Source organism: Rhodococcus sp. 06-221-2, from assembly GCF_002258365.1.
Classification (GTDB): Bacteria; Actinomycetota; Actinomycetes; order Mycobacteriales; family Mycobacteriaceae; genus Rhodococcoides; species Rhodococcoides fascians.
In genome coordinates, this window is sequence record NZ_NOYJ01000020.1 from 170656 (window position 1) to 194797 (window position 24142).

23 protein-coding genes are annotated in these 24142 nt (G+C 63.9%); 5 read left to right on the forward strand and 18 right to left on the reverse strand.

The features are described 5' to 3' along the window. Positions 1-2: 2 nt before the first annotated feature. Positions 3-1400 (reverse strand): mycofactocin biosynthesis glycosyltransferase MftF, encoded by a 1398-nt coding sequence (mftF, locus tag CH281_RS11380; protein WP_032373905.1) that lies wholly within the window; start codon positions 1398-1400, stop codon positions 3-5. Between the two features lie 126 nt (positions 1401-1526). After that, positions 1527-2213 (reverse strand): mycofactocin biosynthesis peptidyl-dipeptidase MftE, encoded by a 687-nt coding sequence (gene mftE, locus CH281_RS11385; protein WP_032371070.1) that lies wholly within the window; start codon positions 2211-2213, stop codon positions 1527-1529. Positions 2214-2283: 70 nt separating this feature from the next. On the opposite strand from mftE, the gene CH281_RS11390 reads away from it, so the two are divergent. The 3 genes from CH281_RS11390 to CH281_RS11400 all read left to right on the forward strand — a co-directional run bounded on the left by CH281_RS11390 (position 2284) and on the right by CH281_RS11400 (position 5399). After that, positions 2284-3009: a GntR family transcriptional regulator gene (locus CH281_RS11390; protein WP_032371147.1), complete on the forward strand. Its 726-nt coding sequence runs from the start codon at positions 2284-2286 to the stop codon at positions 3007-3009. Positions 3010-3103: 94 nt separating this feature from the next. Continuing rightward, complete coding sequence (locus CH281_RS11395) at positions 3104-4657, forward strand: NCS1 family nucleobase:cation symporter-1 (protein WP_032373906.1); 1554 nt, start codon at positions 3104-3106, stop codon at positions 4655-4657. Between the two features lie 10 nt (positions 4658-4667). After that, the gene (locus CH281_RS11400) at positions 4668-5399 is read left to right on the forward strand and encodes an aspartate/glutamate racemase family protein (protein ID WP_032373907.1); all 732 of its coding nucleotides are present in this window, start codon (positions 4668-4670) and stop codon (positions 5397-5399) included. Positions 5400-5428: 29 nt separating this feature from the next. Here the strand turns inward: CH281_RS11400 and mftD (CH281_RS11405) are convergent, their stop codons facing one another. Genes mftD (CH281_RS11405) through mftA form a run of 5 tightly spaced genes read right to left on the reverse strand, consistent with a single transcriptional unit; the run spans position 5429 to position 9511 of the window. Then, a complete protein-coding gene (gene mftD, locus CH281_RS11405) occupies positions 5429-6667 on the reverse strand; it encodes a pre-mycofactocin synthase MftD (RefSeq protein ID WP_045841997.1) in 1239 nt (412 codons plus the stop codon). Then, a complete protein-coding gene (gene mftD, locus CH281_RS11410; RefSeq protein WP_032373909.1) occupies positions 6664-7842 on the reverse strand; it encodes a pre-mycofactocin synthase MftD in 1179 nt (392 codons plus the stop codon). Before mftD (CH281_RS11410) ends, mftD (CH281_RS11405) begins: the two co-directional genes overlap by 4 nt. 2 nt (positions 7843-7844) lie before the next feature. Continuing rightward, positions 7845-9077 carry a mycofactocin radical SAM maturase gene (gene mftC, locus CH281_RS11415; RefSeq protein WP_032373910.1) on the reverse strand — a complete coding sequence of 411 codons (1233 nt, stop codon included), beginning with the start codon at positions 9075-9077 and terminating at the stop codon, positions 7845-7847. Between the two features lie 33 nt (positions 9078-9110). Further along, complete coding sequence (gene mftB, locus CH281_RS11420; protein WP_032368354.1) at positions 9111-9395, reverse strand: mycofactocin biosynthesis chaperone MftB; 285 nt, start codon at positions 9393-9395, stop codon at positions 9111-9113. Positions 9396-9397: 2 nt separating this feature from the next. After that, positions 9398-9511: a mycofactocin precursor MftA gene (mftA, locus tag CH281_RS11425; protein ID WP_069973092.1), complete on the reverse strand. Its 114-nt coding sequence runs from the start codon at positions 9509-9511 to the stop codon at positions 9398-9400. 277 nt (positions 9512-9788) lie between these two features. Between mftA and mftM the strand changes: the two genes are divergently transcribed. After that, positions 9789-10616 (forward strand): mycofactocin oligosaccharide methyltransferase MftM, encoded by an 828-nt coding sequence (gene mftM / locus CH281_RS11430; protein ID WP_094694177.1) that lies wholly within the window; start codon positions 9789-9791, stop codon positions 10614-10616. 38 nt (positions 10617-10654) lie between these two features. Here the strand turns inward: mftM and CH281_RS27520 are convergent, their stop codons facing one another. The 3 genes from CH281_RS27520 to moaA are packed head-to-tail and all read right to left on the reverse strand — an operon-like array spanning position 10655 to position 13231. Beyond that, positions 10655-10981 carry an HNH endonuclease signature motif containing protein gene (locus CH281_RS27520; protein WP_080733280.1) on the reverse strand — a complete coding sequence of 109 codons (327 nt, stop codon included), beginning with the start codon at positions 10979-10981 and terminating at the stop codon, positions 10655-10657. Then, complete coding sequence (locus CH281_RS11440; protein WP_045841998.1) at positions 10926-12176, reverse strand: molybdopterin molybdotransferase MoeA; 1251 nt, start codon at positions 12174-12176, stop codon at positions 10926-10928. The genes CH281_RS27520 and CH281_RS11440 overlap by 56 nt, the downstream gene beginning before the upstream one ends. Then, positions 12173-13231, reverse strand: a complete 1059-nt coding sequence (gene moaA, locus CH281_RS11445) for a GTP 3',8-cyclase MoaA (RefSeq protein WP_032373913.1) — start codon at positions 13229-13231, stop codon at positions 12173-12175. Before moaA ends, CH281_RS11440 begins: the two co-directional genes overlap by 4 nt. Before the next feature lie 217 nt (positions 13232-13448). Between moaA and CH281_RS11450 the strand changes: the two genes are divergently transcribed. Next, on the forward strand, positions 13449-14501 hold the full coding sequence (locus CH281_RS11450) for a helix-turn-helix domain-containing protein (protein ID WP_080733281.1): 1053 nt from the start codon (positions 13449-13451) through the stop codon (positions 14499-14501). A gap of 24 nt (positions 14502-14525) precedes the next feature. On the opposite strand, the gene CH281_RS11455 is transcribed toward CH281_RS11450, so the two are convergent. The 8 genes from CH281_RS11455 to CH281_RS11490 form a co-directional block, all read right to left on the reverse strand. Beyond that, positions 14526-15515, reverse strand: a complete 990-nt coding sequence (locus CH281_RS11455) for an NAD(P)/FAD-dependent oxidoreductase (protein WP_094694165.1) — start codon at positions 15513-15515, stop codon at positions 14526-14528. Continuing rightward, positions 15512-15826, reverse strand: a complete 315-nt coding sequence (gene fdxA, locus CH281_RS11460; RefSeq protein ID WP_032373914.1) for a ferredoxin — start codon at positions 15824-15826, stop codon at positions 15512-15514. The genes CH281_RS11455 and fdxA overlap by 4 nt, the downstream gene beginning before the upstream one ends. A gap of 37 nt (positions 15827-15863) precedes the next feature. Beyond that, on the reverse strand, positions 15864-18044 hold the full coding sequence (locus tag CH281_RS11465; protein ID WP_032373915.1) for a molybdopterin-containing oxidoreductase family protein: 2181 nt from the start codon (positions 18042-18044) through the stop codon (positions 15864-15866). A 119-nt stretch (positions 18045-18163) separates the two neighbouring features. Beyond that, entirely contained in the window at positions 18164-18844 is a 681-nt protein-coding gene (locus CH281_RS11470; protein WP_027496266.1) for a MadR family response regulator transcription factor, read from the reverse strand. Next, positions 18841-20193 carry a MadS family sensor histidine kinase gene (locus tag CH281_RS11475; protein WP_032373916.1) on the reverse strand — a complete coding sequence of 451 codons (1353 nt, stop codon included), beginning with the start codon at positions 20191-20193 and terminating at the stop codon, positions 18841-18843. Before CH281_RS11475 ends, CH281_RS11470 begins: the two co-directional genes overlap by 4 nt. After that, positions 20190-21377: an iron-containing alcohol dehydrogenase gene (locus CH281_RS11480; RefSeq protein ID WP_045842105.1), complete on the reverse strand. Its 1188-nt coding sequence runs from the start codon at positions 21375-21377 to the stop codon at positions 20190-20192. Before CH281_RS11480 ends, CH281_RS11475 begins: the two co-directional genes overlap by 4 nt. A gap of 186 nt (positions 21378-21563) precedes the next feature. Next, the gene (gene madC, locus CH281_RS11485) at positions 21564-23081 is read right to left on the reverse strand and encodes a MadC family VWA domain-containing protein (protein WP_032373918.1); all 1518 of its coding nucleotides are present in this window, start codon (positions 23079-23081) and stop codon (positions 21564-21566) included. After that, on the reverse strand, positions 23078-24115 hold the full coding sequence (locus tag CH281_RS11490) for a MadB family AAA-type ATPase (RefSeq protein ID WP_032373919.1): 1038 nt from the start codon (positions 24113-24115) through the stop codon (positions 23078-23080). The genes madC and CH281_RS11490 overlap by 4 nt, the downstream gene beginning before the upstream one ends. Between the last annotated feature and the right edge of the window lie 27 nt (positions 24116-24142).

Consider the following 24142-nt stretch of genomic DNA (forward strand, 5'->3'; position numbering starts at 1 on the left):
GGTCAGCCGTCCAGGCGGGGCTTCAACGCCTCGATGGAACGAGCCGACAGCGCGCCGCTCCACAGCCCGGTTCCGTACGCGATGTCGTCGGCGCGTTTGAAGAAGATGTATCGAACCGGATCGAGCCCGCCCAGTTCACGATGCTTGTACCAATCCGAACACGCTTCTGCCACAGCCATACCGAGCGCGATCTTCCGGATACGGCTCGACAACAACACCGCGAGCAACGTGATCGGCCAATAATGTCGACACAGCGCCGAGGCAAGTTGCCACAACCCCGCCACGAAACCCTCGGCAGCGAGAACGGCCGCGATGCGGGTGGGCTGATCGAGACCGACGAACATCTTGCGCAGCCGAACGACCGTGACCCCGAAACTGGCCAGAGCGCCGAGCAATCCGATACGCGTCAGACTGGCGGCGAGCAGACACGTCACCAACGTCCACGGCGACATCGCGACCGGCGGCACCATGCCCGGATGACGCGCGGACAACGGCGTGGCACCGGTGCCGTAGAACAGTTTGCGGGCGAACCATTCGACGAAGGCGACGCGGTGCTCGTGCGCCACGTGGGCCACGGGCTCGTAGCGCAGTCGCCAGCCCGCCTCCTGCAGACGCCAGCACAGATCGACGTCCTCGGCCACGTGCATCGACTCGTCGAACCCGTGGCATTCCACCGCAGCAGACCGGCGAAGCAACATGGCGGCACTGGGTACGTACGACACCGCGCTCCCTGCGCGCACCGCCGCTTCCTTGCGTCCGAGGTCGAGCGAGGAGCGGGCGTGCTCGTAGCGGGCCAGTGCGCTGCCCTCGGGCTCCAGCGCGACGATTCGGGGTGCCACCAGGCCCACCGCCGGATCCGAGAAGTGCCCGAGCATCACCTCGAGCCAGCCCTTGCGAGGTACCACGTCCGAGTCCAGAAAAGCAACGAAATCTGTTGTAGCGCAACGTAGTCCAGTATTACGTGCGGCCGCCGGCCCGCGTGAGGTCTCGTGCCGCAGCACCGTCACGCTACCCACGCTCCACGACACGGCAGGAACCGCCACCGGGACGTCGGATCCGTCGTCGACGATGATCACGTGCATGCCGTGCATCGCCGTGATCAGCCGCGCGAGCCCGGCCTCGTTGTTCTTGAGCGGCACCACGACGGTGACATCACTGGGCGACGGGATGGACATGGGCCGCGGGTTGCCCACCCCCGAGTCGAGCAGTTTGCGCGCCACGAGGGCGGACTGCGAGTCGGTCACCTCGATGAAACCGTCACCGATCATTGCCGCGGCCGTCGGTGCCAACGTGAGCATCCGCATCGGTGAACCACCGATCAGAACGCGTCCCTCGGAGAATGTGCGTACGCGTGGATCCACTCGCACCCCGAAGCCGTCAGGCAACCGACCTTCACCCATCAGGGCATCGTAAGCGGACAAACGGTCGGTGTGTCGGCCACCCGGTAAATCGGTCGGAACATACCTGCTCCCCGTTTCTGTTCGAGGCCTCGAACAGGCTTTCCGCCGGTTCTGTACCGCGATCGCTCACACGATGACGCCGTGCGGGGACGGACTCCATCTCTGCACCGCACCCAGCACGCGGTCCCGCAGTTGCTCGAAAATGAGCCGTCCCTCCTCGGCGGTGGCCCCGAGGGGATTGCCGAGCACACCGTTGGCCGTGACGGGGGCCAGGCCACCGGCGCGCAGCTCGGGCAGTAGAGCCGCGATCTCGGTGGTGTTTCCCGGTGCCGCTTTCGTCATGTCGACCACATCGGCCGAAAGATGCAGCAGCAGCGATGTTTCGGTGCGTCCGGCATGCGCGTCCGCTCCCGGCACCGAGCACGGGAACCATACGACGTCGCGCCCCTCGTAGCGCAACAGCGTCACCGCCGAGCGCAGGGTGGGACCGTTGCCGCCGTGGCCGTTGACGAAGACGACCCTCTCTGCCCACCGACACGCGGAGCGCCCGTACTCCACCAACAGCGCCTCGAGCGCGGCGGACCCGATGGACACGGTGCCGCCGAAACCCTCGTGCTCGCCGCTGGAGCCGTACGCCACCGCGGGTGCCACGAGAGCGTTCGGAACCGTTCGCGCGACGGCGTCGGCGATGCGGGTATCGGTATCGAGAGGTAGGTGCGGCCCATGTTGCTCGAGCGAACCGACCGGAACCACGAGGAGCTTCGGTCCGACGATGTCCGGCCAGTACTGGGTACCGAGCGTGTCAGTGGCCATGGGTGCAGATGCTATCGGACGGAACCGAGCCGTCACGCGGACGAAACACACGGCCGATAATCTTCGATTCGTGCCACCCCGCCGTCGGTCGATATTGCTCTCGCAATTGTCCATATCGGCACCGGGTGGCCCGCAGCCGACAATTCTGGACGAGCTCCGACGCGTCATCCTGGCCGGTGACGCTCCTCCGAATACACCCATTCCGATAGACGAGGTCGCGGAATTGTTCGGCGTGAGCCGCATTCCGGTACGCGAATCCCTGAAGACTCTGATCGGCGAGGGATTGGTCGACCATCGACCCAATCTCGGCTACCGAGTGGCGCAGCTGACAGCGGCTGAACTGCGCGAAATGTACATCGTGCGTGAGGTTCTCGAAACTGCCGCACTCCCCATCGCGGTAGAACAGGCCACCGATGCCGATCGCGCGCACCTGATCGAGATCAACCGGCAGCTCGAGGCCTCGTTGACCGAGGACGACTCACGCGAGTATCACCGCCTCTCTCGCGAATTCCACCTGTCGCTGACCCGGCCGTCGCGGATGCACCGACTCCTGCACATGCTCGAATCCGCCTGGAACATCACCGAACCCGTGCAACCGATGGTGCATGTCGCCGGATCCGATCGGGCGTCACTGCACGACGACCACGCCGACATGATCGCGGCCTTCCTCGATCGCGACTCCGACGCACTGTTGCGCGCTGCCCAGCACCATCACACGCGTCTCAATTCGGTCATTTCGACATTGTCGAACGATCACGGATTGTTTGCCGATCCACCCACGGAAACGCCGGGCTGAAGATATATCGCTCACGTCACGAGGGCGCAATACTTCGCCGCTAGCTTTTCCCCATTCACTCGTTCCATTCATTGCCCGGCCGTCAGGAGCATCGATGACAGATACAGCGCACGGTCCCGCCCAAACGGGAGATCTCGTGGAAGCCGCGGGCCACCCCGTCGGTGGAGGCCTGATCAAGGACAGTTACGACCCACGGCTGACCAACGAAGACCTCGCTCCGCTGAAGAAGCAGACCTGGACCTCCTACAACCTGTTCGCTTTCTGGATGTCCGACGTGCACTCGGTGGGTGGCTACGTCACGGCCGGCAGCCTCTTCGCACTCGGGTTGGCGAGCTGGCAGGTGCTGATCTCGCTGCTCGTCGGCATCACCATCGTGTACTTCTTCTGCAACCTCGTCGCCAAGCCGAGCCAGGTCTCCGGGGTGCCCTACCCGGTCATCTGTCGCAGCGTGTTCGGCGTCCTCGGTGCCAACATCCCCGCCATCATCCGCGGACTGATCGCCGTGGCCTGGTACGGCATCCAGACGTTCCTGGCATCGGCAGCCCTCGACATCGTGTTGATCAAGCTGTTCCCGTCACTGGCCCCGTACGCCGTCACCGCCGACTACGGCTTCGCCGGTCTCTCCATGCTCGGATGGGCCAGCTTCCTGTTCCTCTGGGTCGTCCAGGCAGCGGTCTTTTGGCGCGGCATGGAATCGATCCGCAAGTTCATCGACTTCTGCGGGCCCGCCGTCTACGTCGTGATGTTCATGCTGTGCGGCTACCTGATCTGGAAAGCAGGCTGGGGCGCAATCGATCTCAACCTACAAGAGGTCGAGCACACGGGCCTGAGCTCGATTCCGGTGATGCTCGGAGCCATCGCCCTCGTGGTCTCGTACTTCTCCGGCCCCATGCTCAACTTCGGCGACTTCTCCCGCTACGGCAAGTCCTACTCCGCGGTGAAGAAGGGCAACTTCCTCGGCCTCCCGGTCAACTTCCTGGTCTTCTCCATCCTGGTGGTCGTCACGGCGTCGTTGACGCTTCCGGTGTTCGGTGAGCTGATCACCGACCCGGTCGAGACCGTCGCTCGAATAGACAGCACGTTCGCCATCGTTCTCGGTGCACTGACGTTCACGATCGCCACCATCGGCATCAACATCGTCGCGAACTTCATCTCCCCTGCGTTCGACTTCTCCAACGTCAGCCCGCAGCGCATCAGCTGGCGCGCAGGCGGAATGATCGCCGCCATCGGCTCGGTGCTGATCACCCCGTGGAACCTGTACAACAACCCCGACGTAATCCACCTGACGCTCGAAACTCTGGGCGCATTCATCGGACCACTGTTCGGCATTCTGATCGCCGACTACTACCTCGTCCGCAAGCAGAAGGTCGTCGTCGACGAGCTGTTCTCGATGTCGACGACGGGTCTGTACTGGTACTCCAAGGGATACAACCCGGCTGCGGTGTACTCCACCATCGTCGGCGCGCTGGTGGCCATGTTCACCGTGCTGTTCAACGGAGCCATCGACGGCATGCAGATCGCCGGAATGTCGACGGCGTCCAAGTACAGCTGGTTCATCGGATGCGGCATCGGATTCGCGATGTACTTCTACCTCGCAACGCGGACCAAGCTGGCCGTCACCAACTTCGACACACCAGTGAAAGCATAGGATCTCGCACGTGCTCATCAAGGTCATCAATCCGAACACCACGAGTTCGATGACCGCAACGATCGGTGACTGTGCCCGGGCCGTAGTCGGCCCGGGCACGGTCGTCGATGCGGTCAGCCCATCCATGGGACCGGTGTCGATCGAAAGCCACGTCGACGAAGCCCTCAGCGTCCCAGGCATTCTCGCCGAGATCGCCCGCGGCGAGGCCACCGGGGTCGACGGCTACGTCATCGCCTGTTTTGGCGACCCCGGCATCGACGCGGCCCGCGAGCTCGCATCGGGGCCCGTCATCGGGATCGCGGAAGCGGCCATGCATGCCGCGAGTTTCCTCGGCCGCGGTTTCAGCGTCGTCACCACGCTCGCGCGCACGATCGGACGGGCACAGGATTTGGCCGACCATTACGGCTTCGGACGGCAGTGCCTCGGCATCCATGCGTGCGACCTGCCCGTCCTCGATCTCGAAACCGACCCCGACGCTCGCAAGATCGTCACCGAGGCCTGCCGCATCGCGGTAGAGACGGACGGTAGTGATGCCGTGGTCCTCGGCTGCGCGGGTATGGCCGATCTCTGCCGACACATCTCGTCCGAAATCGGAGTGCCCGTCGTCGACGGGGTCGCAGCGGGAACCTTGTTCGTGCAATCCCTCGTCACCCTGGGACTCGGCACCGGCAAGCGTGGAGAGTTCGCGACTCCTCCGCCCAAGCTCTACACCGGCATGCTCGACGGATTCAGCAGGGCCTGAGCGTCAGCTGCGCTGGGTTGTCGATCGAATCAGCTCCTCGGTTCTGTATCCCGGACTCCGATCCTTTCTTCTGCCAGGATGGTCGGATCTCCCGAACCGGGGAGCTGATTCGCACGGGTGAAGTCATGCGGTGCAACGACGTCGGACGGTGACAGCTCCTGCACCGACGAGTGTCCAAGACCGAGGACCGCCGAATCCAAGCCACCGCGCAGAATGTCGAGCACGTTCTCTACTCCGGCCTGACCGTTCGCGGCCAGACCCCACAGATACGCCCGCCCGATCAGCACCGCCCGAGCACCCAACGCCAGTGCTTTCGCCACGTCACTGCCCCGCCGAATCCCGCCGTCGAGGGTGACCTCCACCTGATCGCCCACCGCCTCGGCAATCGCCGGCAACACCCTGATCGACGCCGGCGAACCGTCGAGATTGTTGCCCCCGTGATTGGACACCGACACCGCCGTGACGCCGGCATCGACAGCCCGCAACGCATCGTCGCCCCGCGACACACCTTTGAGCATGAACGGACCGTCCCACTGCTGACGTAGCCAGGCGATGTCCTCCCATGACGGCAGCGGGGTGGACATCCACTCCCGATACGCGGCGAAGAACGTCGGCGCCGATTTCCCGGGCGCAGCAAGATTCGGTGCCGTCAAATCCGGAAATGTCCCCGACCGCGCCCACTGCGCCAGCCACCGTGGACGGGCCAAGACCTCGGGTGCCAACCGGAATATTGCCCTGGCGTCGAGGCGTTCCGGTATCACCGGACTCCCCCAATCGCGGCCCTCCGAGAACGACCAATCCATCGTCACGATCAGCCCGACCGCCCCCGCAGCACGTGCACGATCGAGCATGTGCGCCAACAACTGCCGCGAACCCACCCAATGCACCTGAAGAAACGTCTGCGGATTCGCTGCGACGACCTCCTCGATCGGCTTGCTCGCGAACAACGACAAACCCATCGACACACCGCGCGCCGCCGCAGCCCTCGCGACCGCGACCTCACCGTCGGGGTGCACGGCTTGCACACCCGTCGGGGAGATCATCACCGGAAATGACAGCGGTTGCCCCATCAGCGTCGTCGACAACTCCCGCGAATCCGACAGGTCGGCCACGTGTGGGGCGAACCCGAGCTCGGTGAAGGCAGCGGTGTTGTCGCCCGCCGTCAGCCCACGTTCGGACCCCGCCATCAGTGCCGAATACACCGATGCCGGAAGTCGCTTACGCGCTCGCCGTTGCGCTTCGGCGACAGTCTCGAACCAGTCGGTCACACACCCAGCTTCCGGTCGAATCCGGCGGGCATCACCACATCCGACGGTGACAGATCGTGCACCGAGGTGTGCCCGAGTCCCAACACCGCGGAATCGACTCCCCCACGCAGGATGTCGAGCACGTTCTCCACCCCGGCCTGACCGCCGGCCGACAGACCCCACAGGTATGCCCGACCGATCAACACCGCCCGAGCACCCAACGCCAACGCCTTCACCACATCGCTGCCGCGCCGGATGCCGCCGTCGAGGGTGATCTCGACCTGATCACCGACGGCCTCGGCGATCGCGGGAAGAGCGCGGATCGGTGCCGGGGTGCCGTCGAGATTGTTGCCTCCGTGGTTGGACACCGAGATCGCCGTGCAGCCGGCGTCGACAGCCCGCTTCGCATCATCGACCCGCATGACTCCCTTGAGCATGAACGGCCCACCCCACTGCTCCCGCAGCCACGCCACGTCCTCCCACGTCGGCAACGGAGTACCCATCCACTCCCCATACGCACCGAAGAACGTCGGAGCCGGACCACCGGTCGGCGGGGTCAGGTTCGGGGTCGTCAGATCCGGGATCTTGCCGGTCTTCGCGAACTCCCACAACCACTTCGGACGCATGACGCCCTCCGGAGCGAACTGAACCATCGCCTTGAGGTCCATCTTTTCCGGGATCGACGGGCTACCCCAGTCGCGGCCGTTCGAGAACGACCAATCCAACGTCATGATCAACCCGACCGCACCGGCTGCGCGGGCCCGCTCCATCCGCTGCAACAACACCTCGCGCGAACCCACCCAGTACATCTGGAAGAACGTCTGCGGATTCGCTGCCGCCACCTCCTCGACGGACTTGCTCGCGAACGAGGACAACCCGATCGGAATGCCGCGCGCTGCAGCAGCTCTCGCCACCGCAACCTCACCGTCCGGGTGCACCGCCTGCACACCCGTCGGGGAGATCATCACCGGAAACGACAGCGGCTGCCCCATCACCGTCGTCGACAAGTCCCGCTTGTCCGACAACCCCGCCACATGCGGAGCGAACCCGAGCTCCCCGAACGCCGCCATGTTGTCGTCGATGGTGATGCCGCGTTCGGAGCCGGCCACCAGCGCGGCGTACACCGACTTCGGTAGACGTTTCTTCGCCCGCCGCTGCGCTTCGGCAACGGTCTCGAACCACGCACTCTTTGCCATGACTACGCTTCCTGTTCCATTCCGGCGAGCGGATTTTCGTCGCAGATCTTCGTCGGTGGACGCATCATCAATGTCAACGGCACCGATTTACGGGGAGTCTTGCGCTGACCGGTACGCGAATGATCGACACTGGACTTGGGGATCTCCCCCGCCGCTGCCAACGCCATTTCACCGTTGCCGATCACGCACTCGGGATCCGGACCGTCCATCGGTAGGCCGGTGAAGAACTTCGCCGCCATACACCCACCCCGACACGCATCGAAATGAGCACACTTGGTGCACGCACCCGAGGTCTGCGGAGACCGCAACTCCTGGAACAACTCCGAGGTCTGCCACACCGATTGGAAACCGCCCATACCGTCTTTCGCGTCTCGGACGATGTTGCCGGCGAGGAAGTTCTCGTGAATGGCGAACGGGCACGCATACACATCACCGATCGGATCGATCAAACACACCACCCGCCCCGCACCACACAAGTTCAACCCCGGCAGAGCGTCACCGAACGCCGAGAGGTGGAAGAACGAATCACCCGTCAACACACCCTCACCGTTCGCAACGAGCCAGTTGTACAACTCGCGCTGCTGACCCGCAGTCGGATGCAGATCATCCCACACATCCGCACCACGACCCGACGGCCGCAACCGCGTGATCCGCAGTGTCGCAGCATATTTGTCGGCCAACGCTTTGAAGTCGTCGAGCTGGCTCACGTTGTGACGGGTGACGACGACCGAGATCTTCGCATCCCGGAACCCGGCCTCCTTCAGATTCTCCAACGCCCGGCACGCCATGTCGAACGACCCCGGACCACGCACCGCGTCGTTGACCTCCGCCGTCGCCCCGTCGATGGAAATCTGCACATCGACGTAATCCGACGCCGCCAGGCGCGCCGCCACCTTCTTGTCGATCTTGACCCCGTTGGTGGAGAACTTCACCCCCACCTGATGCGCCGTCGCATAGTCGACGAGCTCCCAGAAATCCGACCGGACCGTCGGCTCACCGCCACCGATATTGACGTAGAACACCTGCATCTTCTGCAACTCGTCGATGATCGACTTGCACTGCTCGGTGGAGAGCTCACGCGGATCACGACGACCCGACGACGACAAACAATGCACACACGACAGATTGCAGGCGTAGGTCAACTCCCACGTCAAACAAATCGGAGCATCGAGACCGAGCTCGAACTGATCGACCAATCTCCCTACCGGAGCTGGTCTTTCGAGGGTGGAAGTCATAGGGGCCGTCCTCTTCTACGAATGGGTCAGGTTCTAAGGGCGAGTGATCATGTTCGAGTCCGCCAACGTCTCGAGCGCTCTCACGTAGGGAGCCGATGCCGAATCGCTGATCCCTGCGGCCGCGATCGCCGACCGCATATCCCGGTGGTCGGGAAGGGACTCGATGATCGCCACGATCGTGCGGTTCTTCAGAAACGACAGCTTGCGGGTCCCGAAGTGGTAGAGCAGCGCCCCGAACGACTCGGGACGCAACGCCACCTGCGGATGCAATACCCACCGCACATCCAGATCGAGCGCGTCCTGCACAGCAGTAGTCATGATCAGTACACGCCGCACATACCGTCGATCGAGACTTCCTCCACCAACGACTCCTCCACCAGATCGGACTCGACAACCGACGTACCGACCACAGCGTTCTCACTCTTCTTCGACATCTGATTCCTCCTACGAAATCTGTTCGGCCACAATCCGATCGACTGTGTTCAGGATCACCACGCTAACGGCCGTCGAGGTTTCCGACGGGTCATGGCGCAGGAACTGGTCGGCCGTCGCGATCAACCGTCCAGTTGGGTAGGTACCGGCCCGTCCGGCCTGCGGGGTGAGCGGCGTCCGAGAGGACCGACCAGCGGTCGATCCGAGTTCTGCCGCGGTTCGCTGTGGAAAGCTCAACTCAACAGAGGGTCACAGCAGAAACGACAGAAGAAGACTTACATGACCGAGATCGATGCATTGGCACCCGGACCCGACGGGGTCTGGGCTCATGAGAACGTCGTCGTCCGGCACACTCCCGGGCTTCGATTCGACGCCGTGCGTGCAGGATCGACGGTCCAGGTGAACCACTGCCTCGCTGCGCGCGAGATCGGCGAATGCCTCGTTCCGCTCATCACCGAACAGGCGCGCCACATCGGGCTATCCCAGAGCGAGTTCGAGCACGTACTGGTCGGCATCGTGCGCACCACTGTCGCCGATCCGGTCGAGGCATGGACGACGTACTACCGAAACTCGTTGGATGACCTCCTCTCCGGTCGCGCAGAGTTCGCTCCTGTGCACGAGCGTGCCGCCGCGGCGGTCCGCGGTTCGGTACTCGATCTGGGTTCGTGCTTCGGCTTCTTCCCGTTGCGGCTGGCAATGCAGGGTTGTTCGGTCACCGCGACCGACCAGTCAGCGGGAACCATGGATTTGCTCGCGACTGTCGCTCCGCACCTCGGCGCGAGACTCGACACGGCAGTGTTCGATGCAGCCCGAATCCCGTTCGACGACAACAGTGTCGATACCGTGACAGCTCTGCACCTGCTCGAACACGTCGACGCCGAAACGGGCTCTGCCATCGTCGCGGAGGCACTCCGGGTGGCGCGCTGCCGCGTCGTCATCGCGGTACCGTTCGAGACCGAGACCACCGTCTGCCACGGGCACATCCGCACGTTCGACGAGACGGCGCTGGCCGAGCTGGGATTATCGACGGGGAAGCCCTTCGAGACCTCCACTTACCACGGCGGTTGGCTCGTGATCGACAAGACGACGGCACCACAACTCGTCTGAACAGTCTCGATACTCCAGGCATGGGATCCGCGGGAGTACTAGAACGCTGGTGCTGTGTCGGCTTCCTCGTCGCTCGGTTCGGGTGTCAGGTTGTCGGGTGGTTCGGCGTAGGCGATGACGCCGGATCGTCTGGGTTGGGTGGGGATGTGTGGCCGGCGGTTTTTGACGCTGTGGTGGTATTCGCAGAGGCATTGGAGGTTGTTGACGGTGGTCCAGCCGCCGAGTGGATTGGCGTGGTCGAACGGGATCACGTGGTCGATTTGGCAGCGTGCCGCGGGTCGGTGGCAGCCGGGGAAGCGGCAGTGGCGGTCATACGTACCGGCCCGGTCTCGATGCCGTACGTGAATCGAAGGTCCACGCGGGATATTGCCCTGTTGCCTGTGGGAGTGAGTCGCATGGGGGAACGACGACCAATCCGTTCGCGGCTGCCAATGCTCTCATCGAATGTGACTGCGTGACCTCGGCATCCGCGCCGTCGATGAATCCCAACAGAACCCGAGGTGTGCTCGACGCCGAGGTCACGTCGCCGCGGACCCGCACAGTTCTCACCGTTCGCTCCGCCGCCGGATCCTGCAGAGCGGATACCACGACCGGCCGGACGAACAGTTCGTACGAGATCAGCGCACTCACCGGATTTCCGGGCAGGCAGATGATCGGTATTCCATCGAATCGTCCGCAGCCCTGCGGTTTTCCCGGCCTGACCGCAACCGAGGCGAAGGTGACGTCGTGATCCGCCACCGCAAGCCGGACCACCTCCTCGGTTCCTGCGCTGATTCCACCGGTCGTGATGATGACGTCGGCTACCGCAGCGCAGCGAGCAAGGGCCGCTCTGCACGCCTCCACATCGTCGGATACCGCCGATTCGAGGTGCACATCGGCACCACACCGCAGCAGATCGGCTGCGATCATCGGAGAGTTGGCGTCGAAACACTCGCCGAGCGTCGGAGTTTCTTCAGCACAGCGGATTTCGGATCCGGTGGACAACACAGCCACGGTCAATGTCGAGCCAATCCTGACAAGCGTTCGTCCGAGTGCCGCAAGCAGTCCGACCTGAGCGGGAGTCAGCACCGTACCGGCCCTGATGGCCACGTCACCGGCATCGACATCCGAAGCACGACGGCGGATGTTGCTCTTGGAACCACTCGAACAGATGGTCACCGTATCGGAACCGAACGACGTCACGAATCCGCTGGTCTGTTCGACAGGCACCACCAGATCGGCCCCTCGCGGAAGTACTGCACCGGTCATGATCTGTACACATTCACCCGGTGCCACGCTCAGCTCGGTACTCGACCGTCCGGCGACGCTACGCGCCGAGACGGTCAGTGTGGCCGGCAGTCGTGAGGAACCGATCACATCGGTACGGCGCACAGCGAACCCGTCGACTGCAGAATTGTCGAACGCCGGCAGAACGCGCTCGGCAACGACATCCTCGGCGAGAACTGCGCCGACCGCCGATCCGATGGGTACCGCCCGCACTCGGGCTGACAATCCGAGATCTACTATGGCACAACGGTGTTCGTCCACCGAACGGGTAGTCGAGTTTACGGTCCGCCTCATCCGCCGATGTAGGACATCTCGATCCGCTCGCCGGCCGGGGTGTCCCCCGATCCCGCTCGCAGTTCGGAGTATCGATCGTCACGGCTGTTCCAGAGCGCCGACAACCGCGCCACGAGAGCATCCTGCGATGCCCCCGAACGCAGCAGCGCGCGCAGATCGGTTCCCGCCGAAGCGAACAGGCACGTGTACACCTGCCCGTCCGCCGACAGCCTGGCCCGAGTACAGCTGCCGCAGAACGGTTTCGACACCGAGCCGATCACCCCGATTTCTCCGCTCCCGTCGCGATACCGATAGCGCGTCGCGACCTCGCCTTCGTACATCGACTCGATCCGCTCGAGCGGATGGGCTGCCCCGATGATGTCGACAATGGAGTCGACGTCCGTCACCTGCGCCATTTCCCACCGGTTCGTCGCCCCTACATCCATGTACTCGATGAACCGCACGACGATACCGGTCCCTCGGAACCGTTCGGCCAGGTCGAGAATCGAATCACCGTTCACCCCCCGTCGCACCACCACATTCACCTTGACGGGTGACATCCCGGCGCACACTGCCGCGTCGATGCCGTCGAGCACGGTCCGGACGGGTACGCGCGTGTCGCTCATCCGCGCGAACGTCGTCGGGTCGATCGAATCCAGGCTGACGGTAACGCGTTTCAGACCGGCCGCGTACAAGGATGCGGCCTGGGCTGCGAGCAACGACCCGTTCGTGGTCATCGCAAGATCGACGCCGTCGATGGCGCTCAATCGTTCGACCAGCGTGGCGATTCCGGCCCGCAGCAACGGTTCACCACCCGTCAGACGGATCTTTCGGAGGCCGATCGTCGCCGCCGCCCGCGCCACTCTGTCGATCTCGTCGAAGGACAGCAGCCTGCCGGTGTCGAGAAATCGGTGATCGGGACCGAACTCGGCTCGAGGCATGCAGTAGACACAGCGGAAGTTGCACCGGTCGGTGACCGAGATACGGAGATCCCGAAGTGCCCGTCCCCGAGCGTCCACCGTCCCCGAATCGAGGTCGGTCGGATGGCTGCGCACTGCTCGAACGGGGTCACCCACGGAGTAGTCCTTTCACTCGGTCGAACACCAGAATCGCGGACGGCAGTGCCTCACACTTGACCGCGCGCGCCCGGTAGTTGACGTGCAGCGACCAGCGCACGACCCTGCCTCACGACTTTCCGGCAAAGTTACGAACAGTGAATCAACCGGAAACATTGCGGGTTAATCTCGAAGAAAGCTCCTGCATCGCCATGAGCGTCTACGACAAGGGGTCCCCATGCTGTCTCGATCCGGATTCTCCATTCCGACTCGAACGACCAGCCGCGGCGACTGGTCCGACATGTTGAACGAACACTTCGTCGCCCTGGACGTAGCCGACGTGGCGGACAGCCGATTCACCGGAGCCGTCCGATCGATGTCTCTCGCGCACCTGCAGGTGTCGACTGTCCGATCGACGACTCAACGCATCGCGCGAACCGACTCGCTCATCGAGAAGGACCGAATCGAATACGTTCAGATCGGGATGATCCGTCGAGGCCGCGCGATCGTGGTGCAGGACGGACGCGAATGCGTGCTCTCCCGCGGCGACTTCGCCATCTACGACACGTCTCGTCCCTTCGACTGGATCATCGACGGTCACCCCGACGACGATCAATGGGAGCTCGAAGTATTCACCTGGCCCCGTCACATGCTGCGACTCGACGAGCGTGAATCCAGCGACCTGACGGCCATGGCCTTCGACGGCTCGGCCGGTTTCAGCGGTCTCCTCAGCCGATTTCTGCACGACCTGGGGTCGACCCGGTCGACGCTGGGTACCGCGGGCGCACAGGCCATCGCAGACGAGGTCGGAGATCTGGTCAGCGTCATCGCGAGGAACACCACCACCAGCCCGGCGCTGGACTCCCCCGGTACCGCCCTCGTTCGGACGGCGCAACGCTATATCGAGGAACACCTCGCAGACCCAGATCTGTCGCCCACCACGGTCGCGTCGGCCATGCTCGTCTCCACCCGCCAACTGCATCGCCTGTTTGCGGCAAGTGGCACTACGGTGGCGCGCAGCATTCGGGTCAAACGGCTCGAGCGCTGCCGACGCGAGATCATCGCCAGCGTCGCGGTGGACCGCTCGCTCGGCCAGATCAGTCGGCGATGGGGTTTCGCGGACTCCGCAGTGTTCAGCCGCGCCTTTCGCGAGCAGTACGGGATGAGCCCGCGTCAGTACCGCGCGGCCGCGTGCGCGCAGTCCGACGACCCGCGAGCTGTCACTCGCCCGATGTGGCCGAGCGACCGTGAGCAGCCCGAGGTCGGCACTGCTCACGGTCCTCGTCGGTGAAACTGAGCTCCTACGGGTCTCTCGTCAGTGGAGCGAGTCACTCGAGTGGCCGGGCACGATCGCTGCCGAACCGTCGACCAGCGGGGCGATGTGATTCACCGCTGTCGCGGCCTCGGCGAACCCGACTGCGATCAACTTGACCTTGTCTTCGTGTCCGGCGACGTCGCCCGCCGCGAAGACTCGCCTTCGGCTGGTGCGCATCGTCCGTCCGACGGCGATATCGCGCTGGTACTTGTCCAATCCCCACGTGGAGATGGGGCCGAGCGCGGCTTTGAACCCCAGTGCGGCAACAACACTCGATACTTCGAGCTGTCGGCGATCGACTCCGGTGCCGTCGACGATCGTTACCGATTCGACGGAGTCTACGCCAAGGATTTCCTCCACCTCGAACGGGGTGAGGACATCGACACCGGACCGCTCCAGCTGACCGAGGCTGTGAGCGTGCGCCCGGAAGTCGTTGCGACGGTGCACCAATACCACCGATTTTGCGATCGGTTCCAGGCTCAACGCCCAGTCGACCGCCGAGTCTCCGCCGCCGACGATCATCACCCGTTCGCCGGCGAGATCATCGAGTTTCGGTACGAAATACCGTAGGCCTCGGTCGTGGAACTCGGCTCCGGCCGGCAATGGCCTCGGCGTGAACTTACCGATACCTGCGGCCACGAGAACGGCCTTGCCGACGACGGTCTCGCCCTTGTCCGTCGTGACCCGCACGAAGTTCTCGGATTCTTCGAGTTCGGTCGCCACGTGCCCCATCAGGTACGTCGGCTTCGCCTGATCCGCCTGTTCGACCAATGCGTCGACCAGATGTTGCGCCTTGATCGCCGGAAACCCGGCGACGTCGAATATCTTCTTCTCGGGGTACAGGGCCGCCAATTGCCCGCCCGGATGGGGCAGAGCGTCGATCACGGTGACCGTCATGCCCCTGAAACCCGCGTAGTACGCACCGTACAGTCCGGCAGGTCCGGCACCGACGATGATCAGATCACTCTCGGAAACCGTTGCGGCACTCACTTCTTCGCCACTTCGTCGATCGAGGGATGGTCGTGCCCAACCGGGCCGAGATCTTCCGCACCACCGGAAGCACCTGCGTCCTCACAGAATTCGACGGCGATGTCGACGAATTGCTTCTGTTCCTCCGGGATCTTGTGCTCCCAGAAGATGGCGTCGTTGGGACAGGCGGGCATGCACTTGCCGCAGTCGACGCACTCGTCGGGATTGATGTACATCATCCGAGCGCCCTCGTAGATGCAATCGACGGGGCACTCCTCGGTGCATGCCTTGTCGAGCAGGTCGATGCACGCTTCGGTCACGACGTAGGCCATATCGAAATCCTCATGTTCGTAGTAGGAGAAAGGGTTGTCAGGCGCCGAGCGCCGCGACCTCGACGAGGGTGTCGGAGAACGTCGGAGCGTTCCCGAGGTCGGCGAACACCGTCGGATTGAGCGAGGCCGGAGTCGACAGCGACAGCATGTTCTTGCGCCATGCACCCATCGCACAAACGGTGACACCCTGCATGACCGACTTGTCGAGTTTGGCAACGACGGTGAATTCGCCGCGATCGTTGAAGACTCGCACCACATCACCCGAAGCGATTCTCCGCCGTTCGCCGTCGACAGGGTTGATCAGCAACGTCGGCTCCTTCTGCACTTTGCGGTGCATGTCGAGATTCCCGAAGCTCGAATTCAGGTACGCGTGTGACTTGGGCGTGAGCAGATTGAGTGGATACTCCTCTGCCAGTAAGGGATTGGTCCTCGACGACTCGCGCGGCGGGATGTAGTGCGGAAGCGGATCCACCGGTTGTCCCGGCTGGTGGTCGTTCGATCCCTGCCGGAAGAGCGGCAGCACGAAGTTGCCGCCCGCCGCCGCCGAGGACAGAAACTCCGTTTTGCCGGACGGCGTCCGGAAATTGCCCTCTGCGTGCGGTGCGTACTCGTCGGGACCGGGAAGGTTGAGTCGCTGCCACCCGAGCTTCTTCAATGAATCGATCGTGATGCCCTCCATTGCCGGGGCATTCCAGTCGTAGGAGAGGGCGAGGAGTTCCTCATCGGTTCGTGAGAACACCGGTTCGGTGAAGCCCATCGCGGCGGCCAATCGGCGAAACAGCTCGGTATTGGGGACGGCCTCACCGAGGGGCTCGATCGACCGGTTGTTGTACGTGACGAACAGGTGTCCCCAGGAGAAGTTGATGTCGTCCTGTTCCAGCTGTGTCGTGGCGGGCAGAATGATATCGGCGTAATCCGCTGTGTCGGTAATGAAGTGGTCACTGACGACGGTGAACAGATCCTCCCGGCTGAGCCCGTCGATCATGCGCTTCTGATCGGGACACACCACCACCGGATTCGAGTTGTACACCATCAGTCCTTTGAGGGGCGTGTCCAGATTCAACCCGCCGGTCAGCGCCTCACCCAGCTGATACAGATTGATCACGCGTGTACCCGGAGTCTGCAGATCCGTCTGCAGAAACTCGGGCCAGTTCACCGGAAACGCCCACAGCGGCAGCTGCAGGATGCCGCCGCCGGGCTTACGCCAGGCCCCCACCAACGACGGTAGACAGGAGATGGCTCGGACGCTCTGCCCGCCACCTGCACTGCGCTCGATGGCGACGCCGATCCGAATGACGGAGGGCTGACTCTGTGCGTATTCCCTTGCCAGCGTGTAGATGTCTTCGACGGGAATGCCCGTCTCTTCGGACGCCCATTGCGGGGTGTACTGCTGCACCCGCTCGGCCAATTCGTCGAAACCGATGGTGAAGCGTTCGATGTAGTCCGCGTCGGTCAATCCCTCGTCGATGATCACGTGCATCATCGCCAGGGCGAGAGCGCCGTCGGTGCCCGGACGAATGGGGATGTACCAGCTCGCGGCCTTGGCGGTTCTGGTCTTGATCGGATCGATCACCACCACCTTGGCCCCGCGTTTCTTCGCCTCGGCTATGTACGGCCACAGGTGCAGGTTGGTGCTCATGGTGTTCGCCGCCCAGATCAGAATGAACTTGGAGTGGACGAAACTCTCGGGGTCGACGCCTGCCGTGTCGCCCACCGTCATCGCGTAGGCCGTGCACGAGCCGGCATCGCAGTAGGTGCGCTCGGCAACCGTCGCCCCGAGTCGGTTGAAGAATGCATCCCCGACGTTGAGACCCTGCGTAATGCCCTGGGTGCCGAGGTAATTGCACGGCATGATCGCCTCGGGGCCGAATTCCTCGGCGATGGAGGTGAATTTCTCGGCAATGGTGGCCACGGCCTCGTCCCACGAGATCCGCTCGAACTCTCCCGAGCCCTTGGGCCCGGACCGCTTGAGCGGGTACAGCACTCGGTCCGGGCTGTAGACCTTGTCGAGATAGTTGTCCACCTTCACGCAGAGGCCGCCGTTGGTGTACGGGTTGGTCTTGCTCCCGCTGACGCTCGTCGCCACCCCGTCCTCGACGGTCACCACCATCGAGCACGAATCCGGACAATCCTGCGCACACGCTCCGAGAACGGTGAGTTCCGTCGGGCGGTCGGCCGGGGCGTCGTGTGAGCGCGTATCTTCCTGAACAGTCGTCATGGGTGCTCCTCGGCGTGGATATCACTGGTATGTGTTATCCGTAGCCTGCACCGCGAGGACGCTCCCGACAGGACGCCGAGCGCCGTCTACTTTGCACTCTGTGCCCGAAGGCTCATCGCTCAGATCAATCCCTGTTTACTCGCGGCATAGACGGCCTCGGCACGGCGGGACACCGCGAGTTTGCGCATGATGTTGCTGACGTGAAACTTCACCGTCGTCGCCGAGATGAACAACCGCGTTCCGATCATGTTGTTGGACAGACCCGTTGCCAGTAGCCGGAGCACTTCGAGCTCACGCTCGGTCAGCCGCTCGATGCTGCTCGGTGTGCCGTTGAGTGAACGAACGACGGCCGAGGCGCTCCGGGAATCGAACGCACTCTCACCGCGCGACACCGCGCGGATCGCGCGAACCAACTCGGTGGTGTCGACGTCCTTGACCACATATCCCCGGGCACCGGCATGCACGGCCTCCACCACCAGACGATCGTCGAGGAACGTCGTCAAGACGAGTAGACCGATTCCGTTGTGCGCCTTGGACAACTGCGCACACAGGGCGAGACCCTCGTAATCGGAGCTGGCAGAGAGCTTGAGGTCCATCAGCACGATGTCGGGTGTGACCCGAGCGACGACGGCCAAGCCCTCCTCCCGCGTCGACGCCTCCCCCACGATCGTCAGGTCGGACTCACGTTCGAGCACCGACCGTAACCCGTCGCGCAGAATCGCATGATCGTCGACCAGGACGATCCGAACCCTGGGCGGCGCCGCCGGAGGCGAACCGTCTCGTACCACTGTGACGCTCATGCTGTGCCCTTCGTGGAATTCGGGTCGAGCGGTATACGCACTGCCACTCGCACGCCCCCGGTGCGGGCACGGCGGATCTCGAAGACCCCGCCGTGTTCGCGGGCGCGCGCCGCCATGTTCGCCAACCCGCGGTGGCGGCCGTCGACGTCGGTGGACTCGGCCATGTGCAGCATCATGCGCAAGTGCGCCGGATCGCCGTCACCGTCATCGGCAATCGACAGCTGTACCTGATCGAGCGAGTAGCTCAATCGAAGAATGGCCCGGGATGCATGTCCGTGCACTGCAGTGTTGAACAACGCCTCTCCGGCGATGCGGAGCAAAGCATGCTCGCATTCGCTGCTCAACTCGACGGGAGTTCCCTCCACCCGCAGCGAGACCTGCAACTCGTCGGGCATGTGGACCACCGAAAGCTGTTCGAGCATTTCGGGAAGCGACGTTCGGTCGGCGTCCTGAGGGTGATTGAGCGCGTAGATCGCCGACCGCAGCTGATCCACTGCCCGACGCGTCAGATCCTTGGCCAGATCCAGCCTGTCACTGCGCTCTTCCGCCGAGATGTCGCTGCGACAGACCTCGATCTGCATACCGGCCGACAACACGGCCTGGGTCACGCTGTCGTGCAGTTCGCGCGCGATGCGATGCCGTTCATCGTCGAGCACCTGATGCCGATGCGCGGCACCCAATTGTCTTTGCGTCAGCAGGAGTTCGGCATTGCGGGCGGCGAGGTCGGCCGCTGTTCGATTCGCCTCGGCGTAGGCATTCTCGGTGCGCTCGAGGAGTTGTCTTCGGCTCTGGAACAGAGCCGAATTCTGCAGGGCCACCGCGGTTTGGCTGGCCAGGATGCTGAGCACCGCGGCGTCGGTGGCGTCCAGCACACGTTGCTCACCGGTCCACGCTGCAAAAGCGCCCACGACACCCCCGTCGTACGCGATCGGCACGAAGGCGTGATGGGCGGAGATCACCGGGGTCAGCCCGTCGCCGCACGTCGACTGTCGGATCGACTCGAGGCAGTCGACGACGTCGTCCGGCAACGGTGGCCCTTCGACGTTGTCGACCAGAAACGGTGTGGCGTCGGGTCCGAGTACCAATCTGCGAGGACCGGCGTCGGGGAACGCCCCGTCGGCGAGAGCGAACACGACCCAGCGCGCACTCAGATGGGCTCGTGCCGCCTCGGCCACAGCGCACACCAGCGTTTCCGGACCGTCGACCGTGCGCACCAGCGCTCGCGAGATCAGTTCCAGCGCATAGACGACGCGTTCCAAACGTTCCGCAGCGCCGCGATACTGGGGGTAGAACGTGTTCTTGCCCGAACGCAGTCCCGTCAGCAACGAGAGGTCGGGTCCCGACGTCACAGTGCAGTCCTGAACAGATCGACCATCTCGCGGTGAGTGGCCGAGCGCGGGTTGGTGGACATGCATGCATCGCGTAATGCGTTGGTGGCCAACACATCGAGATCGGACTCGCTGACGCCGATCTCGGCCAGGCCGGCGGGAACACCGACCTGACGAGCGAGGCGGTCCACTCGATCGGCCACGGCCATTGCGGCCTCCTCCGGCCTGGCCCTGCCCTCGGGCAGCCCGAGACTCATCGCGATGGCCACGTACGGCAACGGATCCTCGGCAGCGTTGAAACGAATGACGTGCGGCAGCAGCACACCGTTGATCACCCCGTGCGGGAGATCGAGCAGCCCGCCCACCTGGTGGCTCATCGCGTGCGTCGCACCAAGTATCGCGTTCGTGAATGCCAGGCCGGCCTCCAGACTCGCCTGCGCCATCGACCCTCGTGCAACCATGTCGGTCGGCTCGTCGATGGTGCGAGCCAACTGTGACATCACCATGGTGATGGCTCGGAGCGCATGATGGTCGGTGAGCTGGTTGTGACCCAACGACACGAACGCCTCTATCCCGTGCGTCAGAGCATCCAAACCGGTTGCGGCGTTGAGCCATTCGGGCATCGTGGTCAGCAACATCGGGTCGATCACCGTGATGTCCGGTACCAGGGCTCGGCCGAGAATGGTGATCTTCGTCGAGCGTGCGGTATCGGTGACGATGCAGAACTGCGAGACGTCGGCTCCGGTGCCGGATGTCGTGGGCACCATCACCAGAGGCGGGATCGGCCGGGTGGCCCGATCCACCCCCTCGTAGTCGAGGATTCGACCGCCGTTGCCGGCGAGGACGGCAATCCCTTTCGCCGCATCCATCACCGACCCTCCCCCGATCGCCACCAACACGTCGCAGCCGAAGTCCGCGTAGTAACCGTGGCCGGCCTCGATCTCGACGTCCTTGGGATTGGGCGTCAGTGCGCTCCAGACCTGGGGCTCGAGCCCCTGCGCAAGAAGGAGGTCGACGAGCTGCCCGGCCCAGCCACTCTCGATCAAGCCGGCGTCCGTGACGAGCATCGGCCGTACCCCACCGAGACGACGCGTCGCATGCGCGACCTCTCCGAGCGAATCCGGACCGAACACGATCTCGGGCGCATGGAACTTGAGGACACGTGGCGTCTCGGCTCGGCTGCGCCGAGTATCGAGATCGTGCAGCGCCTTGCCTACGTTCGCAGTAGCTGCCTGGTCCACCGTTCACACCCTCGCTGTCCTTCGATCCGAACACGAACCGGACCTGTGATTCAGGTTACAACCTTACGAGCGCAGACGGTCCGTTCCCACCAGCACCGGGCCAGGTTCCTACCTACCCGATCGGGCAGGTAAGCGGTGTGACGGGTCGGGTCATGACAGCGCATGCCCCAGATCGGCGGCCTGCGCCGCCAACTGTTCCCCGTCTCGTGCCACCACCACTCGATCGCAGAATGGCTCGTACTCCTCCATCGAGCACGCGGCCTGCGCCCAGTAACGACGAGCTTCGGGAGTGATCCAGGCGATGCGGTGCACCTTGGACCGAATCTTCTCCAACGCATCGAGTCCGGGCGGCCGTCCGTTGCACCGACCGTCCCCCACGATGATCACCGCGGTGCGCTTGTTCAACACCTCCCCATGCGAGTCCAGCAGGTCCGCGAAGGTCCTGCCGTAATCGCTGCTCGCTTCGAGGTCCAATCGCGCATCTGCGAGTACTGCAGCCAGAGCACCGTCGCCCGTACTCCCGAGCAAGGTGGTCGTCACGTCCACCGGAGAATCGACGAAGCCCATCACAGTGCAGCGATGCGCACGCGAGTGCATCGCCTGGGCAAGTCTGAGCGTGAATGCGGTGATCGGGCGAACGGACAACGAGACGTCCGCCAGCACCAACAATCGAACCTTGTCCGGAACCGGTGTCCTGGTGACCAACCGAAACGGAATGCCGTCCGTGCGCAAGCTCGACCGAACCGTGCGACGCATGTCCAGCGGGCCCCGAGAGTGTTCGCGAGGCCGAGGCCGAGGAGTCCCGCGCATGTGCCGCAACACTTCGTGACTTGCGCGCTCGATCTCGGCATGGCTGTCGATCCCCCGCCCTGCGCCGTCGACCGGCACCGGTGACGACATCGTCCCGGTCAACTCACCCAGAGCTGCGACGAAGGCTTCGACGGCATCGGTGATCCTGTCCAACATCGCCGCGCTCAGCGGCCCGGAATCTCCGCCATCGCCGTACACGCTACTGGGATCGTAGGCATCGAACCATGCCAGGATACTTGCCGGATCCTCCCAGTTCAGTTGCCCTGCAACCGCTCCGCTCGTGCTCGACGCCAACTCCCCTGCAGCCGTCGAACCGGAACGCTCCAGATCGACGGTGTAGGTCACGCCCCGTCGACCCATGTCGCCATCGGTATCGATGGACAGATCGTGATCCTCCGACGACAGACTGATGTCGTCGTCGTCCTTGTGTGGGTTGAAGCCCTTGTCGGCCTCGGGGGCGTCGAGCAGATCTCCGATCTCGACGGCACGCTCGTTGTATTCGGCGTACTTCGCCGCCTCCTGGTCGGCTCCCACGTCGAGATCGGTCGGGAGGCCGCCCGCCACCTGCGCGCCGACCGGCGAAGTGTGTTCGTGGACAACAGCGTTCGAGCCGACTGCGAACAGCGAGTCGAACGCGAGATCGAATCCCTGCTGTTCGTGATCGTACTTCGCGCACGTGGCGCGTAACGCCGCGCGTAGAACCGTCAGGTCACCTGCCCCCAGGAGCCCGAGCACGCGTCGGACTTCGATGACCTCGGCCGGCGACGCCGCCACTCCGAACCGCCGCAGCGTCCGGCCGAACACTGCCGACAGCACGTCGAGTACCACCGACGGAGCGAACGGCTCGACCGCAGTCATCGTCGAATCCCGATGCCGCCCTTGTCCCGTCCACCATGACCCCGGAACGCCGTCGCAGTCGTGTTGACGACGGCTCCGAGAGATGGTGCTGCAGAGGCTGTCTCCGTCGCCGGGCCTGCCATCGCGATCTTCATGTCCGAGGAGTATTTGACCAGCGCGGCGAGCAGATACTTGCGGGTGTCCTCCGTGTGGCCGAGGACCGACGCGATACGAGCCGCGTCGATGACCTCCGAGATCGATGGGCTCTTGCGCAGCGGCAGCGCCCGCAGTTCGGTTGCCAGCGCCACGATGTCGGCTGCGACCCGATCGGGTACCTCCGGAGCGCGGGCGGTGACGATCTCCCGTTCCCGTTCGGCAGAGGGGTAGTCGAGATGAAAGTGCAGGCAGCGGCGTTTGAGGGCGGAAGACAGCTCGCGAGTGTCGTTGGAGGTCAGAATGACCCACGGATCACTTCGTGCGGTGAAGGTGCCCACCTCGGGAATGGTCACCTGCTTCTCGGCGAGCACCTCGAGCAGCAGCGCCTCCATGGATTCCTCAGTGCGGTCGACCTCGTCGACGAGAAGAACCACCGGCTCCTCGGACAGGATCGATTCCAGCAGCGGACGCACCGAGAGGAACGGCTCGGAATACAGGCCGAAGTCCTTGGCGGCGAGCATCTTCGAGGCGTCGTCGATGTCGGTGACGTGCTGGGTCAGCGCACCGATGTGTTCACGCAGCATCTGCACGTGCAGAAGTTGTTTGGCGTAATCCCACTCGTACAGGGCTCGGTTGTCGTCGAGCCCCTCGTAGCACTGCAGGCGCACCAACTTGCGGCCGCTCGCCGCAGCAAGCGATTTGGCCAGCTCCGTCTTTCCGACACCCGCCGGTCCTTCGAGCAGCAGCGGGCGATCGAGCGCTGTCGCCAGATGCACCACGGTCGCCAGGTCGTCGTCGGCGATGTAATCCTGCTCGGCGAGCGCCCTCCGCAGGTCGGCAGCGTCGGTGAATCGAACGGTGTCGGTGTCGTCGCTACGCACTGTCGACAGCGAGATCATGTGTTTCCCTTCGAAGAGCGGCGGAGC

What these genes read in the sequence shown, in the direction of transcription:
- mftF (WP_032373905.1), bottom strand. Translation starts at nt 1,400, where the DNA reads ATGGGTGAAGGTCGGTTGCCTGACGGCTTCGGGGTGCGAGTGGATCCA.
- mftE (WP_032371070.1), bottom strand. Translation starts at nt 2,213, where the DNA reads ATGGCCACTGACACGCTCGGTACCCAGTACTGGCCGGACATCGTCGGA.
- CH281_RS11395 (WP_032373906.1), top strand. Translation starts at nt 3,104, where the DNA reads ATGACAGATACAGCGCACGGTCCCGCCCAAACGGGAGATCTCGTGGAA.
- mftD (WP_032373909.1), bottom strand. Translation starts at nt 7,842, where the DNA reads ATGGCAAAGAGTGCGTGGTTCGAGACCGTTGCCGAAGCGCAGCGGCGG.
- mftC (WP_032373910.1), bottom strand. Translation starts at nt 9,077, where the DNA reads ATGACTTCCACCCTCGAAAGACCAGCTCCGGTAGGGAGATTGGTCGAT.
- mftB (WP_032368354.1), bottom strand. Translation starts at nt 9,395, where the DNA reads ATGACTACTGCTGTGCAGGACGCGCTCGATCTGGATGTGCGGTGGGTA.
- mftA (WP_069973092.1), bottom strand. Translation starts at nt 9,511, where the DNA reads ATGTCGAAGAAGAGTGAGAACGCTGTGGTCGGTACGTCGGTTGTCGAG.
- mftM (WP_094694177.1), top strand. Translation starts at nt 9,789, where the DNA reads ATGACCGAGATCGATGCATTGGCACCCGGACCCGACGGGGTCTGGGCT.
- CH281_RS11440 (WP_045841998.1), bottom strand. Translation starts at nt 12,176, where the DNA reads ATGAGGCGGACCGTAAACTCGACTACCCGTTCGGTGGACGAACACCGT.
- CH281_RS11450 (WP_080733281.1), top strand. Translation starts at nt 13,449, where the DNA reads ATGCTGTCTCGATCCGGATTCTCCATTCCGACTCGAACGACCAGCCGC.
- fdxA (WP_032373914.1), bottom strand. Translation starts at nt 15,826, where the DNA reads ATGGCCTACGTCGTGACCGAAGCGTGCATCGACCTGCTCGACAAGGCA.
- CH281_RS11465 (WP_032373915.1), bottom strand. Translation starts at nt 18,044, where the DNA reads ATGACGACTGTTCAGGAAGATACGCGCTCACACGACGCCCCGGCCGAC.
- CH281_RS11470 (WP_027496266.1), bottom strand. Translation starts at nt 18,844, where the DNA reads ATGAGCGTCACAGTGGTACGAGACGGTTCGCCTCCGGCGGCGCCGCCC.
- madC (WP_032373918.1), bottom strand. Translation starts at nt 23,081, where the DNA reads ATGACTGCGGTCGAGCCGTTCGCTCCGTCGGTGGTACTCGACGTGCTG.
- CH281_RS11490 (WP_032373919.1), bottom strand. Translation starts at nt 24,115, where the DNA reads ATGATCTCGCTGTCGACAGTGCGTAGCGACGACACCGACACCGTTCGA.